General features: G+C 73.0%; 17 protein-coding genes and 1 tRNA gene. 8 read left to right on the forward strand and 10 right to left on the reverse strand.

The window, feature by feature from the left end; genetic code table 11:
* Positions 1-28: 28 nt before the first annotated feature.
* Positions 29-1,006, forward strand: coding sequence for a polyprenyl synthetase family protein (locus tag ABZ881_RS22155; protein ID WP_358487295.1), 978 nt, complete (start codon positions 29-31; stop codon positions 1,004-1,006).
* Here the strand turns inward: ABZ881_RS22155 and rarD are convergent.
* Positions 982-1,914, reverse strand: a complete 933-nt coding sequence (gene rarD / locus ABZ881_RS22160; RefSeq protein WP_358487264.1) for an EamA family transporter RarD — start codon at positions 1,912-1,914, stop codon at positions 982-984. The genes ABZ881_RS22155 and rarD overlap by 25 nt on opposite strands.
* Before the next feature lie 121 nt (positions 1,915-2,035).
* Between rarD and ABZ881_RS22165 the strand changes: the two genes are divergently transcribed.
* Complete coding sequence (locus ABZ881_RS22165; protein ID WP_358487265.1) at positions 2,036-2,791, forward strand: hypothetical protein; 756 nt, start codon at positions 2,036-2,038, stop codon at positions 2,789-2,791.
* Here ABZ881_RS22165 and ABZ881_RS22170 read toward each other — a convergent pair whose 3' ends face one another.
* The 3 genes from ABZ881_RS22170 to ABZ881_RS22180 all read right to left on the reverse strand — a co-directional run bounded on the left by ABZ881_RS22170 (position 2,792) and on the right by ABZ881_RS22180 (position 6,691).
* Positions 2,792-3,859, reverse strand: coding sequence for a 2-oxoacid:ferredoxin oxidoreductase subunit beta (locus ABZ881_RS22170; protein ID WP_358487266.1), 1,068 nt, complete (start codon positions 3,857-3,859; stop codon positions 2,792-2,794). It abuts the gene before it with no gap.
* On the reverse strand, positions 3,856-5,766 hold the full coding sequence (locus tag ABZ881_RS22175; protein WP_358487268.1) for a 2-oxoacid:acceptor oxidoreductase subunit alpha: 1,911 nt from the start codon (positions 5,764-5,766) through the stop codon (positions 3,856-3,858). The genes ABZ881_RS22170 and ABZ881_RS22175 overlap by 4 nt, the downstream gene beginning before the upstream one ends.
* A gap of 127 nt (positions 5,767-5,893) precedes the next feature.
* Positions 5,894-6,691: an enoyl-CoA hydratase gene (locus ABZ881_RS22180; protein WP_358487269.1), complete on the reverse strand. Its 798-nt coding sequence runs from the start codon at positions 6,689-6,691 to the stop codon at positions 5,894-5,896.
* 148 nt (positions 6,692-6,839) lie between these two features.
* Here ABZ881_RS22180 and htpX point away from each other — a divergent pair, with 148 nt between their 5' ends.
* The 3 genes from htpX (at position 6,840) to ABZ881_RS22195 (ending at position 9,937) form a co-directional block, all read left to right on the forward strand.
* On the forward strand, positions 6,840-7,697 hold the full coding sequence (gene htpX, locus ABZ881_RS22185; RefSeq protein WP_358487271.1) for a zinc metalloprotease HtpX: 858 nt from the start codon (positions 6,840-6,842) through the stop codon (positions 7,695-7,697).
* A 99-nt stretch (positions 7,698-7,796) separates the two neighbouring features.
* A complete protein-coding gene (locus ABZ881_RS22190) occupies positions 7,797-8,432 on the forward strand; it encodes a hypothetical protein (RefSeq protein ID WP_358487272.1) in 636 nt (211 codons plus the stop codon).
* A gap of 20 nt (positions 8,433-8,452) precedes the next feature.
* Positions 8,453-9,937 (forward strand): amidase, encoded by a 1,485-nt coding sequence (locus tag ABZ881_RS22195; RefSeq protein ID WP_358487274.1) that lies wholly within the window; start codon positions 8,453-8,455, stop codon positions 9,935-9,937.
* Here the strand turns inward: ABZ881_RS22195 and ABZ881_RS22200 are convergent, their stop codons facing one another.
* Positions 9,938-10,486: a helix-turn-helix domain-containing protein gene (locus ABZ881_RS22200; protein ID WP_358487276.1), complete on the reverse strand. Its 549-nt coding sequence runs from the start codon at positions 10,484-10,486 to the stop codon at positions 9,938-9,940. It lies immediately after the preceding gene.
* Positions 10,487-10,585: 99 nt separating this feature from the next.
* Between ABZ881_RS22200 and ABZ881_RS22205 the strand changes: the two genes are divergently transcribed.
* On the forward strand, positions 10,586-11,329 hold the full coding sequence (locus ABZ881_RS22205; protein WP_358487278.1) for a CPBP family intramembrane glutamic endopeptidase: 744 nt from the start codon (positions 10,586-10,588) through the stop codon (positions 11,327-11,329).
* A gap of 42 nt (positions 11,330-11,371) precedes the next feature.
* Here ABZ881_RS22205 and ABZ881_RS22210 read toward each other — a convergent pair whose 3' ends face one another.
* The gene (locus ABZ881_RS22210; protein WP_358487279.1) at positions 11,372-11,848 is read right to left on the reverse strand and encodes an OsmC family protein; all 477 of its coding nucleotides are present in this window, start codon (positions 11,846-11,848) and stop codon (positions 11,372-11,374) included.
* A 117-nt stretch (positions 11,849-11,965) separates the two neighbouring features.
* Complete coding sequence (locus tag ABZ881_RS22215) at positions 11,966-12,073, reverse strand: putative leader peptide (protein ID WP_358487281.1); 108 nt, start codon at positions 12,071-12,073, stop codon at positions 11,966-11,968.
* Positions 12,074-12,327: 254 nt separating this feature from the next.
* Between ABZ881_RS22215 and ABZ881_RS22220 the strand changes: the two genes are divergently transcribed.
* Complete coding sequence (locus ABZ881_RS22220) at positions 12,328-13,254, forward strand: helix-turn-helix domain-containing protein (protein WP_358487284.1); 927 nt, start codon at positions 12,328-12,330, stop codon at positions 13,252-13,254.
* Between the two features lie 21 nt (positions 13,255-13,275).
* Here the strand turns inward: ABZ881_RS22220 and ABZ881_RS22225 are convergent, their stop codons facing one another.
* Positions 13,276-13,767, reverse strand: a complete 492-nt coding sequence (locus ABZ881_RS22225) for a YajQ family cyclic di-GMP-binding protein (RefSeq protein WP_344027777.1) — start codon at positions 13,765-13,767, stop codon at positions 13,276-13,278.
* 96 nt (positions 13,768-13,863) lie between these two features.
* On the opposite strand from ABZ881_RS22225, the gene ABZ881_RS22230 reads away from it, so the two are divergent.
* A tRNA-Tyr gene (locus ABZ881_RS22230) sits at positions 13,864-13,945 on the forward strand.
* A gap of 122 nt (positions 13,946-14,067) precedes the next feature.
* On the opposite strand, the gene ABZ881_RS22235 is transcribed toward ABZ881_RS22230, so the two are convergent.
* Complete coding sequence (locus ABZ881_RS22235) at positions 14,068-14,478, reverse strand: hypothetical protein (protein ID WP_358487285.1); 411 nt, start codon at positions 14,476-14,478, stop codon at positions 14,068-14,070.
* Between the two features lie 150 nt (positions 14,479-14,628).
* Entirely contained in the window at positions 14,629-15,378 is a 750-nt protein-coding gene (locus ABZ881_RS22240) for a hypothetical protein (protein WP_358487286.1), read from the reverse strand.
* Positions 15,379-15,536 lie beyond the last annotated feature (158 nt).

A 15,536-nucleotide genomic window follows, 5' to 3' on the forward strand; every position in this document is an offset into this window, starting at 1 on the left:
GGAGACACAGAGTGTGGCCGGGGTCCGGATGGCCGATCCGATTCTGGCCGAGGCCACGGCCGACGGGCTGAAGCGGGTCGAGGACCTGCTGCACCGCGAGGTGCACAGCGACTACGAGTTCGCCACCGAGACCTCGTTGCACCTGATCGAGGCGGGCGGCAAGCGGTTCCGGCCGCTGTTCACCCTGCTCGCGGCCCAGGTCGGGCCGCATCCGGAGCGCGACGAGGTGATCACGGCGGCGGCGGTGGTGGAGCTCATCCACCTGGCGACGCTGTACCACGATGACGTGATGGACGAGGCCGCGATGCGCCGCGGCGCGGAGTCGGCCAACTCCCGCTGGGACAACTCGGTCGCGATCCTCACCGGGGACTTCCTGTTCGCGCACGCGTCGCGGCTGGTCGCCGATCTCGGCCCGGACGCGGTCCGGATCATCGCCGAGACGTTCGCCCAGCTGGTGACCGGGCAGATGCGGGAGACCCGCGGCCCCAAGGCGTCCGACGACCCGGTCGCGCACTACCTGCGGGTGGTGGGGGAGAAGACCGGGTCGCTGATCGCCACCTCGGGCCGGTACGGCGGGATGTTCTCGCTGGCCCCCGCCGAGCACGTGGCGGCGCTGCGCCGGTTCGGCGACCTGATCGGCACCGCCTTCCAGATCTCCGACGACATCATCGACATCGCCAGCCCGGCGGACGACTCCGGCAAGACGCCGGGCACCGACCTGCGGGAGGGCGTGCACACGCTGCCGATGCTGTACGCGCTGCGCGACGGCGACGACTCGCCGTCGTCGCGCAGACTCCGGGAGCTGCTGGCCGCCCCGATCACCGACGACGGCGAGGTCGCCGAGGCGCTGGAGTTGCTGCGCTCCGGGGAGGCACTGGTGAAGGCGCGGGACACGGTCGCCGGGTACGCCGACCGGGCCCGCGCCGAGCTGGCGGTGCTGCCCGCCTGCCCGGCGATCGACGCGCTGCGGACGCTGACCGACTACACCGTCGAACGCACCGGCTGAGCGCGGCGGGCCCGCCGCACCAGATCGACGGTGAACACCACCAGCGCGACCCAGACCAGGGAGAACCCGATCCAGCGGGCCGGTGGCATGTGCTCGCCGACGGCGAGCACGCCCCACAGGAACTGCAGGGTCGGGTTGATGTAGAGCAGCACGCCCAGCGTGCTCAGCGGGATCCGGCGCGCGGACACGCCGTAGAGCAGCAGCGGCAGCGCCGTCGCCGGGCCCGCGGACAGCATCAGCAGCAGGTGCCACGGGCCGAGATCGAGGAACGTCCCGGCGCCGGAGATCTCCAGCACCAGCAGGTACACCGCGGCCGGGAGCACGAGGACCAGGCCCTCGGCGGTGAGGCCGGCCGCCGCCGGTACCGGCACCGTCGCCTTCAGCAGGCCGTAGATCCCGAACGAGCAGGCCAGGGCCATCGACAGCCAGGGCGGGCTGCCTGCCCCGATCCCGATGACCAGCACGGCGACGGCGGCCAGCGCCAGCGCCACCCACTGCGCGACCCGCAACCGCTCCCGCAGCGCGACGACGCCGAGCAGCACCCCGACCAGCGGCGTCATGTAGTAGCCCAGCGCGATCTCGACGACCCGGCCGACCGACACGCCCCAGATGAACAGGCCCCAGTTCACCGAGATGAGCACCGCGGCGGCGCAGATCGCGAGCCGGCCGCGGTGGCCGAGCCCCTTCAGGTGCCGCCATCCGCGCAGCGCGGTGAGCACGGCGGCCATCAGCACGGTCGTCCACACGATCCGGTGCGCGAGCACCTCGACCGGTGCGGCCGGGTCCAGCAGTGGCCAGAACGCCGGGAACAGCCCCCACAGCACGTACGACCCGACGCCGGCCGCCAGGCCCGTCCGGTCCAGCTCGTCCCGACCGGGGGTGGTTCGTTCGGGCGAATGCGCGGTCATCCGGTTACCGTTCGGTCGCCCATCACAGGCACCATGATCCGGGAAGGGTGCACGGCTGCGCGACCGCGGTGACGGCGTGCACGATCCGTGATACCAAGCACTGCGCCCGGGAGGCTCCCGGGTGGACGGAGGTCCGGTCATGGGCTGGATGTGGGCACTGCTCGCGATCGTCGTCGTGCTCGCGGTGGTCGGGCTGCTGGTGGTCCGGGCACGCAGCAACGGCGGCTTGGTCCCGGAGGCACCTGGGTCCCCGCCGGAGCAACCCCCCGGCCTGTTGGACGCCCCGACCCCGACCGGCCCCGACGCCGATCGAGCGTTGCGAGATGGCGGTTCCGACGACCATCCTGCAACGCTCGACGTGCCGCGGCCCCGTTCCGGGGAGGAGGAGGTCGAACCGGCCGGACGGCACGCGCTGCCCGACGACGTCGAGCCGGAGCCGCTCCCGGAGCCGGAGCTGCCCGAGCAGGCCGGGCCGCCGGAACCGCTGGTGCCGGTCCGCCCGCCGCGGGCCGCCCAGCCGGCCGAGCCGTCCCGACCCGCCGGGCCGGTTCAGCCGGCCCAGCCGGTCCAGCCGCCGTCCACCGGCGGCTCCGCGCTGGCCGCGCTCGACTCGCGGCTGATCGGGCCGGCGGCGGCCTCGGCGCCGCTGCCCGAGGGCGCCCGCCCGGGCCCCTACCTGGGCTCCGTACTGGCGCCCGAGGACGGCTCGGAGCCGCCCGACACGCACCGGGTCAAGGTGCACAGCGGGTCCCGCCGGTTCCACACGACCGACTCGCCGTACTACGTGCGGACCCGCGCCGACCTCTACTTCGAGAGCGAGTCCGGCGCCCGGGCCGCCGGGTTCATCGCCTGGCACGAGCGGCCCGGGGCGCGCTGACTAGAGGATCGTCCAGGTGTCGCGGCCGTTGAGCAGTGCCTGCAGGTCGGCGTTGCCGGTCTGTTTGGCGTGGTCGACCTGGGCGCGGGCGGCGTCGTCGTAGGTGGTCCGCGGCGCGCTGCGGAAGATGCCGGTGACCGTGTGGTTGAGGTCCTGGTCGGAGAGCCGGGACAGGGCGAAGGCGAGTTCGTGGTCGGCGGCGTCGTGCACCACGATCTGCGACGGATCGACCGATGCGGCTTCGACGACCTTCAGGGCGAATCCGTCCTGGACGACGGCGTGGGTGCCCTGGCCGTCGTCGCCGGCGGGGCCGAACCGGATCGGTTCGCCGTGGACGACCGGCACGACCCGCTGCTCCTTGGTGTCGGGTTTGCGCAGCACGTCGAAGCTGCCGTCGTTGAAGATCGGGCAGTCCTGGAAGATCTCGACCAGCGCCGAGCCGCGATGCGCGGCGGCGGCGGACAGGACCGCGGTGAGGCCCTTGCGGTCGGAGTCCAGCGCCCGGCCGACGAAGCTGGCCTCGGCGCCCAGGGCGAGGGAGATCGGGTTGAAGGGGTGGTCGACCGAGCCCATGGGGGTGGACTTGGTGACCTTGCCGACCTCGCTGGTGGGCGAGTACTGACCCTTGGTCAGGCCGTAGATCCGGTTGTTGAACAGCAGGATCTTGATGTTGACGTTGCGGCGCAGGGCGTGGATGAGGTGGTTGCCGCCGATCGACAGGGCGTCGCCGTCGCCGGTGACGACCCACACGCTCAGGTCGGGCCGGGAGGTGGCCAGGCCGGTGGCGATCGTGGGGGCGCGGCCGTGGATGGAGTGCATCCCGTAGGTGTTGAGGTAGTAGGGAAAGCGGCTCGAGCAGCCGATGCCGGAGACGAACACGGTGTTCTCGCGGCGGATGCCCAGGGTGGGCAGGAACTGGCGGACGGCGGCGAGCACGGCGTAGTCGCCGCAGCCCGGGCACCAGCGGACCTCCTGGTCGGAGGTGTAGTCCTTCGCGGTCTGTGTGGCGTCGGTGGTGGGGACGCCGTCGAGGCCGCCGATCGTGGGGAGACCGAGATCGGTGCTCATGCGTGGGCCTCCAGCCCGGTGAGGTGATCGAGGAACACGTCCTGGAGTTCCTCGGCGCCGAAGGGCAGCCCGGCGACCTTGGTGTAGGACCTGACGTCGACGAGGTGCCGGGCGCGCAGCAGCATCGCGAGCTGGCCGAGGTTCATCTCGGGGCAGAGCACGGTGCGGTAGCCGGACAGGACCTCGCCGAGGTTGGCCGGCATCGGGTTGAGGTGGCGCAGGTGTGTGGTGGCGACCGGGTGGCCGAGCTTGCGCACGCGCCGCGCGGCGGCGTTGATCGGGCCGTAGGTGGAGCCCCAGCCGATCACCAGCACCTCGGCGGTGCCGTCGGGGTCGTCGACGGTGAGATCGGGGACCTCGATGCCGTCGATCTTGGCCTGGCGCAGCCGGACCATCCGGTCGTGGTTGTCGGGGTCGTAGGAGATCGAGCCGCGCCCGTCGGCCTTCTCCAGCCCGCCGACGCGGTGCTCGAGCCCGGGGGTGCCCGGGACCGCCCAGGGCCGGGCCAGGGTCTCGGGATCGCGCAGGTAGGGCCAGAACTCGCCGGACCCGTCCGGGGCGTTGGGCTCGGTGGCGAATCCGGGGTCGACGGTGGGCAGGTCCTCGACCGACGGGATCTTCCAGGGTTCGGAGCCGTTGGCCAGGGCGCCGTCGGAGAGCAGCATCACCGGGGTGCGGTAGCGGACCGCGATCGCGGCGGCCTCGACCGCGGCGGAGAAGCAGTCCCCGGGGGTGGCGGGGGCGATCACCGGCAGCGGGGCCTCGCCGTTGCGGCCGTGCAGGGCCTGGAGCAGGTCGGCCTGCTCGGTCTTGGTGGGTAGCCCGGTCGAGGGGCCGCCGCGCTGGACGTCGATCACCAGCAGCGGCAGCTCCAGGGCCACGGCCAGGCCGACGGTCTCGGCCTTGAGCGCGATCCCCGGCCCGGAGGTGGTGGTGACCCCCAGCGCGCCACCGAAGCTGGCGCCCAGGGCGGCGCCGACACCGGAGATCTCGTCCTCGGCCTGGAAGGTGGTCACACCGAACGCCTTGTGCTTGGACAGCTCGTGCAGCACATCGGAGGCCGGGGTGATCGGGTAGGTGCCCAGGAACACCGGCAGCCCGGTGGTGCGCCCGGCCGCGACGATGCCGTAGGCGAGTGCGACGTTGCCGGTGATCTGGCGGTAGGTGCCCGGATCGAGCCGGGCCGGGGCGACCTCGTAGGTGACCGCGAACGCCTCGGTGGTCTCGCCGTAGGCGTGCCCGGCGCGGAAGGCCAGGACGTTGGCCTCGGCGATGTCGGGGCGCTTGGCGAACTTCTCGCGTAGGAACCGCTCGGTCGACTCGCTGGGCCGGTGATACATCCACGACAGCAGTCCGAGCGCGAACATGTTCTTCGCCCGCTCGGCGTCCTTCTTCGACAACCCGGTCTCGGCCAGCGCACCACGGGTCAGGGTGGCCATCGCCACGCCGTGCACCGCGTAGGCGGCCAGCGAGTCGTCCTCGAGCGGGTTCGCGTCGTAGCCGACCTTGGTCAGGTTCCGCTTGGTGAACTCGTCGGTGTTGACGATCAGCACACCGCCCGGGGGCAGATCGGCGATGTTGGCCTTCAACGCGGCCGGGTTCATCGCGACCAGCACATCCGGGCGGTCACCAGGGGTCAGGATGTCGTAGTTCGCGAAGTGCAGCTGGAACGACGACACCCCCGGCAGGGTCCCGGCAGGCGCCCGGATCTCGGCCGGGAAGTTCGGCAACGTGGACAGGTCGTTGCCGAAATTCGCCGTCTCCGAGGTGAACCGGTCACCGGTCAGCTGCATACCGTCACCGGAGTCACCCGCGAACCGGATCACCACCCGGTCACGCTGCACGACCCGCGGGTCCGCTGCGCCTCCGGACTCAGGTGCCTCGACAGGAGTGTCGCTGGTGGTCATGGGCAGATCGGCCCCCGGTTCCGTCGAAAGTTCGGTGCTAAGCCGAGGTTAACTCGCGAATCGGACCAGCGTCGCGCAGCCCCGGGCGACGTCACAGGCCGGGTCCACTCCGTGGGAGTGACGTCACTCACCGGCTACTGATCTTCTTCTGCAGGGCGGCGACCCGTTCGGCGAACGCCGCGGAGTGGACGGACTCGGCCTGGGCGCGGACCTCGATGTCGGTGGCGTCGGCGTGCGCGTCGAGCCGGGAGGTGACCCGCATGGTCGCCTTCGTCGTCTCGATCAGGTCCCGCGGGGCGGCCGCGGCCCGGCCGGCCAGCTCGCGGGCCGCGGCCAGCAGCTCGTCGTCGCTGTCGTAGGCGCGCCAGGCCAGGCCGACCCGCTCGGCCTCGCGGGCGTCCAGGACGTCGCCGAACAGGGTCATCGCGGCGGTGCCCTGGGCGCCCAGCGCGCGCTGCGCCATCCAGGTGAACCCGCCGCCGGGGTGCAGCCCGAGCTGCATGAACCGCACGTCGAACCGGGCGGTCGGGCCGGCCAGCCGCACGTCGCAGGCCAGCGCCAGGTTGATGCCGGCCCCGACGGCCGCGCCGTTCACCGCGGCCAGCGTCGGCAGCGGGCAGTTCGCGAGCGCGAGGAAACCCGAGTAGACGCGCTTGAGCGTCGCCGGATCGGCCTGCTCCAGCTCGGCCAGGTCGCCGCCGGCGCAGAACGCGGGGGGCTCGCCGGTGACCACGATCGCGCCGACCCCGGGTGCCGCCACCGCCTCGTCGACGGCCGCGACGAGCCGGCCGGACAGCTCCAGGTTCAGCGCGTTGCGCCGCGCCGGGTTCGAGACGGTGAGCACCGCGACGCCGTCGGTGACGTCGGTGCGGACCTCGATGCCGGTACCCGTGCTGGCTCCTGTGCGGACCTCGCTGTCGCTCATGTCAAGGATCATGCACCCGTCGCCGGGCCGTGTGCACCCATCCCGGATGGTGCTGGATCACATGCCGGGCACGCCGGGAACGTCGTGACCGGTTGGTCCGTTCGACGAGGTGAACCCCCTGCAGGACCGCACGGAAGGTGAGGGCGGCGTGCACAGCCACATGAACGGCCTGAAGACGGCCGTGCTCCTCGGCGCGATGAGTGCCCTGATCATCGCGATCGGGGGCCTGATCGGAAGTCGCAGCGGCCTGATGGTCGCGCTGGTGGTCGCACTGGCGATGAACGGCTGGGCCTACTTCAACTCGGCGAAGCTCGCGCTGCGCTCGATGCACGCGCAGCCGATCACCGAGGCCGAGTACCCGCAGCTGTTCCGGATGGTGCGCGAGCTCAGCCAGAAGGCGCGCCAGCCGATGCCGGCGCTCTACATCAGCCCGACCGAGGCGCCGAACGCGTTCGCGACCGGACGCAACCCGCGCAACGCCGCGGTGTGTGTGACGACCGGCCTGATGCAGCTGCTCGACGAGCGCGAGCTGCGGGCCGTGATCGGGCACGAGCTCAGCCACGTCTACAACCGGGACATCCTGATCTCCTCGGTGGCCGGTGCGATGGCGTCGGCCGTGTCGTTCATCGCGAACATGGCCATGTTCGCGTCGATCTTCGGTGGCGGCGACGAGGACCGGCCCAACCCGATCGCGATCATCCTGGTCGCGATGCTCGGCCCGGTCGCCGCGGGCATCGTGCAGATGGCGGTCAGCCGCTCCCGGGAGTACCAGGCCGACGCGTCCGGGGCCGAGCTGACCGGGGACCCGCTGGGGCTGGCCTCGGCGCTGTACAAGCTCAAGTACGGGACGGCCGCCGCGCCGCTCCCGCCGGACCCGCGGCTCACCTCGCAGTCGCACCTGATGATCGCGAACCCGTTCCGCCCCGGCGAGCGGATGGCCCGCTGGTTCTCCACGCACCCGCCGATGGAGGATCGGATCGCGCGGTTGCAGCGGATGGCCCGCTGACGGCGTCCGGACGTACGCACCGCAGATCGCGGACGCGTAACGGTGCCGGGGGCCGCGGGCGATGTAGGGGTGGCAGAGCTCCCCTGCGGAAGAGGACCGATGAGCGAGACCCCGAGCCGCAAGCCCCGGCACGCGCTGTCCGACACGGGACCGTCCGTGCCGGTGCAGCACGGCCCGTGGGACGGCCCCGGAGCCGGCACCGGAGCCGACGCCACACCGCGGGCGTCCGTCCCCGAACAGGCCGCCGCGCCGGACGTCGCGCCGGTGGACGGCCCGCACACCGCCGCCGCGCCGGACGGCGCACCGCTGGACGGGCCGCACCCCGCCGCCGTCCCGCAGCCGTCGCCGGCCGGGGACGAGCTGTTCGCGGACCGGGAGGCGCCGCACGCCCCGGACGGCGGGCCCGGTGCGCCGGCCCCGGAGCGCGCGGACCTGCCGGCCGATCCCGGCGACGCGCCCACCCAGGCGCTGCCGGTGATCCCCCGCCCGCGGACCGACGGCGACCCGTCGGTCGCGCGGCTCCCCGAGCCGTTCCGGCCGGGCCCGGTGCAGGGCACCGCGGGCCGCCCGACCGGTGTGCCCGGCCTGCCGGAACTGCCGTCGAAGGTGCGCCCGGTGCTGCCCGCCGCGCTGGGCGCGGCGACCGCGCTGCTGCTCACGCTCGGCGTCGTCGCCGGGGTGAACGGCGCACCGGACCCGGCGCCCGCGCCGCCCGCCCCGGTGTCGGAGCCGTGAGCGTCTGATTCGATCGCCCCATGGGCATCGGGTGGGACGACTACCGCAGGCACGACGCCGTCGGGCTGGCCGCGCTCGTCGCGGCCGGTGAGGTGAGCGCGGCCGAGCTGCTGGACGCGGCGACCGACCGCGCGGACGCCGTCGAGCCGACGATCAATGCGATCCGGCACCGGATGACCGACGCCGCCCGGGCCCGTGCCCGCGGCCCGCTGTCCGGGCCGTTCGCCGGGGTCCCGTTCCTGGTCAAGGACCTCTCCCAGCACATCGCCGGGGTCCCGACCGGCAGCGGCTCGCGGGCGCTCGCCGGATACCCGCGACCGGAGACGTCGACCGTCGTCCGGCGCTGGACCGACGCCGGGCTGGTGATCTTCGGCCGGACCGCGACGCCCGAGTTCGGCGCCCGCGCGGTGACCGAGCCGGTCGCCGGCGGCCCGACCCGCAACCCGTGGGACCCGGGCCGCACCCCGGGCGGCAGCTCCGGCGGGGCGGCCGCCGCGGTCGCGGCCGGGATCGTGCCGGTGGCCGGGGCGAGCGACGGCGGCGGCTCGATCCGGATCCCGGCCGCCGCCTGCGGGCTGTTCGGGCTCAAGCCCGGCCGCGGCGTCGTCCCGTCCGGCCCGGAGGTCGGCGAGGGCTTCCACGGCGCCGCCGTGCAGGGCGTCGTGTCCCGGACCGTGCGCGACACCGCCGGCATGCTCGACGTGCTGGCCGGGCCCGCCCCGGACGGGCCGTACCGGGTGCAACCGCCGGATCGCCGCTACGCCGACGCGGTGCGCGACGATCCGGCCCCGCTGCGGATCGGGCTGAGCACCGCGTCCCCGCTGGGCGGCCCGGTGGACCCGGAGGCGGTGGCCGCCGCGACCGGCGCGGCGGAGCTGCTCGGCTCGCTCGGGCATGTCGTCGAGGAGTCCGCCCCGGCCGTCGACGGCCGCAGGTTGGCGACCGACTTCCTCACCACCTGGTTCGGGATGATCGCCTCCCAGGTGGACGGGGCGCGGGCGCTCACCGGCTGCGGCGACGACGCGTTCGAGACCGAGACCCGGGTGATGGCCGCGATCGGGCGGGCCACCACGGCACCGGAGTACCTCGCCGCGCAGGCCCGCTGGCAGCAGCACACCCGCGCGCTCGCGACCTTCCACGAGCGCTACGACCTGCTGCTCACCCCGACCCTGGCGCGCCCGCCGTGGCCGATCGGCGATCTGGACCTGGCCGGTCCGGTGAAGCTGGTCGCGCGCGGCCTGCTGACGCTGCGCGCGGGCGGCCTGCTGGGGCGGATGAACCTGGTCGAGGGCCTGGTCGACGCCAACTTCGCCCCGGTGCCCTACACCCAGCTCGCGAACCTCACCGGCCGCCCGGCCGCGACGGTGCCGCTGCACACCACCGCCGGCGGTCTGCCGCTGGGCGTGCAGTTCGTCGGCCGCCCGGGTGCCGAGCCGCAGCTGCTGGCGCTGGCCGCGCAGCTGGAGCGGGCCCGCCCCTGGGCGGACCGGCTGCCCGTCCTGTAGTCAGTCCGCGACCAGCCGGAGCAGGTCCCGGATCCGGGCGCGCTGCCGCGCCGGATCGGCCGGGGCGTGGTGCAGCAGCCCGTCCACCGCGTGCACGACGGTGCGGGCGCGCTCCTGCGCGTCCGCCGCCGGGCCGGTCCCGCTGCCGGTGGGCAGCCGGGCGAGGTGGAACGCGACCTCGGCCACGCAGTCCGCACGCAGCCGGTCCACCGCGGCGACCCCGGCGGCGGTGCGGCCGGCGAAGCCCGCGAACAGCGCGTGCAGGTGCGGATGGTCGGCGTGCAGGGCCACCGCGGTGTCGGCGATCCGGAGAACCGCCGCCACCGGCTCCGGCGGGTCGGCGCGCAGCGCGGCGAACTCGGCGTCCAGCGTGCACCGGGCGTGCGCGACGTGCCGGGCGACGAGCGCGTCGAGCAGCGCCTGCTTGTGCGGGAAGTACTGGTACAGCGAGCCGATCGAGACGCCGGCGCGCTCGGCGATCCGGTTCGTCGTCGCTGCGATGCCCTCGCGCCGGAAAACCTGAGCAGCCGCCGTCAGGATGATCTCCACGGTCTCCCGGGACCGGGTCTGACGTGGTGTTCTGCGCACGGCGCCACCCCCGTGTGGACGCGAGTTGTCGGCACCCATCCGACCACGAAGGCTGATCGTGTGACCAGCGTCCTGTTCGTCGACTACCCGCTCCGGCTGCTGCCCGGGCTGATCGTGCTCGCCGCGCTGTTCCTGGCGCTGGGCCGGTCGGCGCCGCTGCTGCGGATCGTCGTGCTGATCCTCGGGTTCGTCCTGGTGCGGGACGCGATGACGCCGCTGGGCCTCTGGTCGATCGGCACCACCGGCGGCGCGACCTGGCTGCGGTTCCCGGCCGAGCCGCTGGTGCTGGTGACGCTCGGCGCGATCGGGGTGGGCGGCGCGCTCGCGATCGCGTACGGGCCGCCGGACCTGCGCGGGCTGGTCGTGTGGGGTGACCTCGGGCCGCGGGCGCTGCTGACCGCGCTCGGCGCGGCCGCGGTGCTGCTCGTCCCGCTGACGGCGCTGTTGTGGACGGTGCCGGTGGAGCAGCGCGGCGGCGCGGTGGCGGTGACCCTGCTGCCCGCGCTGGCGGTGCTCGCGTTCGGCGGGAACCTGCTGGAGGAGGTGCTGTTCCGTGGCCTGCTGCAGGGCTACCTGGGCGGGCCGCTCGGTTACCCGCCGGCGCGCACGATCCTGCTGTCCGGGCTGTTCTTCGCCGCCGGGCACGTCTTCCTGGCGAGCACGGTCACCGGGCTCGGATGGCCGGTGCTCGCGTTCACCCTGGCCGAGGGGCTGCTGTGCGCCTGGGTGCGGCACCGGCACGGGGTGCTCGCCGCGACGGTGACGCACGGGACGGTGATCCTGGTGCTGGCGTCGGGCTGGTGAGGTGCCGGGCGGACCCGGCCGGAGGGGTCCGCCCGGCGACGCTCAGGAACGCACCAGCGCCTTGTTGGTCCAGTCGGTGGTGACGTCGACACCGGACCGCACGAACAGCTGGGTCAGCGGGCAGCGGCGGTTGACCTCGGCGACGAAGCGCTCGAAGGCGGCGTCGTCGAGGGCGGTCTCGACCTCGACGGTCAGCTTCAGCGAGGAGAAGTTCGGGTTGCCCTCGGCGCCGAAGACGAGCACCGAGTTGTCGAGCTCCGCCTCGACCCGGCCGTGGAACTCGCCGATCTCGATCTCCTCGCCGAGCGCGACGATCCGGGCGGTGACCTGGTTGCAGGACACGACGGCGGCCAGCGCGTAGTCCAGCGGGCTGGGGGCGCTGTCCGTCCCGCCGAAGGCGGGATGGCCTTCGGCGCGCACGGTGTGCTCGCTGCCGGCGATGGACACCTCCTGCAGGACGCCCCGGCCCTCGCCCTTCAGGTCGAACTCGAGGACGGATCCTTTGTCGTGCAACGGCATGTCTGTTCCTTTGAGGTTGGGGTGTGCAGAGGACGCCGTCGCCGCGCCGGGGATCCCCGGTCGGCGCGCGCCCGCTGTCGCGGGGCCGGCCCCGGGGAGCGTCCGCGTGGCGGGTCGCTAGACGGTGCGACGACAGCCGGGGACGACGACGGCGGGGGAGCCGGCACAGTGCGCACCCGCGGTGCGCTGCAGGTCGATGTGCAGGCGCCGGACGGCGACGAACATCGGCGATGCCACCTCCCTCCCGTCGGTCGAGCCGACGGTACGTCCGGCCGTGACGACCGTCGAGGCGGTGAATCAGCAGGTGGGATGGGGTGTCGTCCGGTCCGGACAGGTCGGCTCGTGGGCCAGCGGGTTTCCAGCAGCGACTGTGGACCGCCTCCGAGGAGCTCACCGGGTGCGGTTCCCGGTCGCGATCACGGCCGGGTTGCGCAAGATTCGTCAAGGCCGGGGACCGGGAGTGGTCGTAGGCTCGCGCCGTGCCGCTCTCCGCCGACCTGCTGCGGCTGCTGACCACGGTCAACGCCCGGACGAGGGAGGACGTGTCCCTCGCCGCCGTCGCCGCGCTCGCCCACCGCTCCCGGTTCGACCTGCACCGCCGGTTCCGCGCCGCCGTGGGCGAGACGCCCAGGACGTACACGTCCCGGGTGCGGCTCAGCCGGGCCGCAGCCGAGCTGCTCGGCGGCCGGCAGCCGATCGCCGCGCTGGCGCGGGCGCACGGCTTCGCGGCGCACGAGACGTTCACCCGCGCCTTCACCCGCAGGTTCGGACTCGCACCCCGGCACTATCGGGCCCGCGGGCTGCACCCCGGCGGGCACGCCGTCGCTGCGGTCCATGCAGAGGCGGTGACGCGAGCCGCGCCCTGCATCGGGCTGTACCGCGCGGCGATCATTTCGACCGAGCCCCACGACGAGGAGCACCGTCACATGAACAGCACCGTCTCCGTGCGTGAGGAGCAGGCGGTACACGCACTCGTCGTCCGACGGCGGGTCACCCGGGACGGGATCCCCGCCGCCCTCGCCGAGACCCTCCCGCAGGTGTTCGAGCACGCCCTCGGCAACGGACTGGCGATGAGCGGGCCGCCGTTCACCCGCTACGTCGAGATCGGCATGGGCACGGTCCTCATCGAGGGTGGTGTGCCGCTCGCGGCGCCGCCCACCGGTGACCTGCCGGAGGGCGTCACCGCGGTCACCCTTCCGGCGGGGCCGGCTGCGGTCGCGGTGCACGTGGGCCCCTACGAGACGCTGACCGAGACCTACGGCGTACTCGAGTCGTGGCTGGCCGCGGAGGGGCGCGTGGCGAGCGGGCCGCCGTGGGAGACCTACCTCACCGACCCCGGCGAGAACCCCGATCCGGCGACGTGGCGGACCGAGGTCGTCCAGCCCGTCGGGCCGCCCGCCGGGTGACGCACGGCCCGGGGCGGTCGGTCAGCGGTAGTTGGTGAACTGCAGGGCGATCCCGAAGTCCTTGGACTTCAGCAGCGCGATGACGCCCTGCAGGTCGTCCTTCTTCTTGCCCGAGACGCGCAGCTGGTCGCCCTGGATCTGCGCCTGCACACCCTTGAGCTTCTCGTCCCGGATGGCCTTGCTGATCTCCTTGGCCTTGTCCTGCGCGATGCCCTGCAGGATCTTCCCGGAGGCCCGGTACACCTTGCCGGAGATCGCGGGCTCGTCCGCCTCGAACGCCTTCAGCGAGATGCTCCGCTTGATCAGCTTCTCCTTGAAGACCTCGATGCCGGCGCGCAGCCGCTCCTCGGTGTCGGACTCGAACACCACCGACTCCTCGCCCGACCAGGCGACCGTGGTGTTCGTGCCACGGAAGTCGAACCGCTGCGACAGCTCCTTCGCGGCCTGGTTCAGGGCGTTGTCGACCTCCTGGCGGTCGACCTTGCTCACGACGTCGAACGACGGGTCGGCCATCTCTGGGTTCCTCCTCGGGGTGGGGCCCCCTCGTCGGGGCTCCTCGCATGGTGTCGTATCCTCGTTCACGCACTGAGAGAGATCGACGTGCACCCCGGCTGGTTGCCCGAGCGGCCAAAGGGAGCGGACTGTAAATCCGTCGGCGTAGCCTTCCCAGGTTCGAATCCTGGACCAGCCACAGCAGGTGAAAGAGACCCCCGACCAGCGGAAACGCTGGAGCAGGGGGTCTTTTTCGTTGTCCGGGTGTGTCCGGCTGCCGCCGGGCGTCAATGGAGGTTCGCGGTCGCTACGCGGTCGCGATCATGGGTGGTCGTCACGGAGGGCTTCTTCGATGCGGCGACGGGCGGTGTCCTCCTGGCCGACGATGCACTTGGCGTAGACCCGCAGCAGCACGTCCACGCTGTGGCCCGCCCAGGCCGCGACCTGAGGAGCCGGAACGCCACTGTTGAGCCAGGTGGAGACGGCGGCGTGCCGGAGGTCGTACGGCCGACGGGCCAACGGGGAGCCGATCTCGTCGGCGTTCAGCGCGACGGCACGTGCCCGGGACCAGAGCCGCCCGTAGAGACTTTCCGACAGTGGGCCACCGCGCGCACCGCGGAAGAGCCGTCCATCGGGTGTCGTCCCGTGCTCGTCGAGGTGTGCCCGCAGCAGCGCGGTCAGTTCCGGAGGGCTGGGGACAACCCTGACCTCCTCCGCGGCCCGGTGCTTCAACTGGCGTCGTTCTCGACGGGTTCCGGTCTCGCTCCACGATCGGCCGGCCGACGGCGCCGAGGTCGTCAGGTACAGCTCCCCCCACCCGGATCGTGGGAGGGCGAGTGCGTCCTTTCGCAGCTCCACCGCCTCGCCGGGCCGTAAGGCCGCTTAGTACATGACGCCGAAGAACGCGGCGAGCCGATCACCAGACGGCAGTTGCCGAACGGCGGCGAGGAGATCTCGGGCCTGCCGGTGGTTGATGACCACCCGTGGGTTCACCGCTTCGCTCAGTTTGGGTGCGCGCCATTTGATCGAGGTGATCGGGTTGGCGGACAGGTGGCCCAGCTCGACGGCGTACTCCACGGCGTTGTAGAAGATCGCCCGCTTGCGGCTGACCGTCGATGCGGCGGCCGGTCGACCGTCGAGAAGCACCGTCAGTGAGTCGAGCGCGGGGCGCAGGACCGTCGGATCAGCGAGGTCTGCGACCGGGCGGGTGTTGCGAGCGATCCACCGCTCTACGCGCACCAGCTCGTCAGGGGGTGGACCCTCGGCACGGCGCCGGGCGTTGAATGACCATCCGTACAGCACGGCGCGGAGAGACGCGGTCGCCGGCCTGCTCTTGCTCGTCGCCAGGAGCGCAGGCGTCACGGTGGCAAGTGACTCGGCGATGCCCTGACGGCTCTTGCCCGCCGCGTGCGGCCACTTCATGTCGGCGTAGGCGCAGGCATGGTCGTACCAGCGCTGTGTCGGCGCTTCGGTCCGGAGCCGGGAAATCGGCTGCCCCGTCGCGACATCGAACGGCTCACCCTGGCGGGCCAGACTCAGAAGCTCCGATCGGAAGCTGTCGGCGAGCGCCCGGGTCTTGAAGCTGTCGTGCCAGGTCTGGTCGGCAACGATCCACCGGACGCGATAGGACACCGCTCCGGAGGCCCAGTTCCGGCGGGATGAGCTTGACCCCTGGCGCCGGACACGTCACCTGAGGTGGACCCGGTCCACCAGGGAGGATGTTGTTCGTGCCTGCACCTCACCCGCCCGAGTTCCGGCGCCGCGCCGTGGACCTCGTTCGTGCCGGCGAC

This window comes from Pseudonocardia sp. NPDC046786 (assembly GCF_040645415.1).
GTDB lineage: Bacteria > Actinomycetota > Actinomycetes > Mycobacteriales > Pseudonocardiaceae > Pseudonocardia > Pseudonocardia kongjuensis.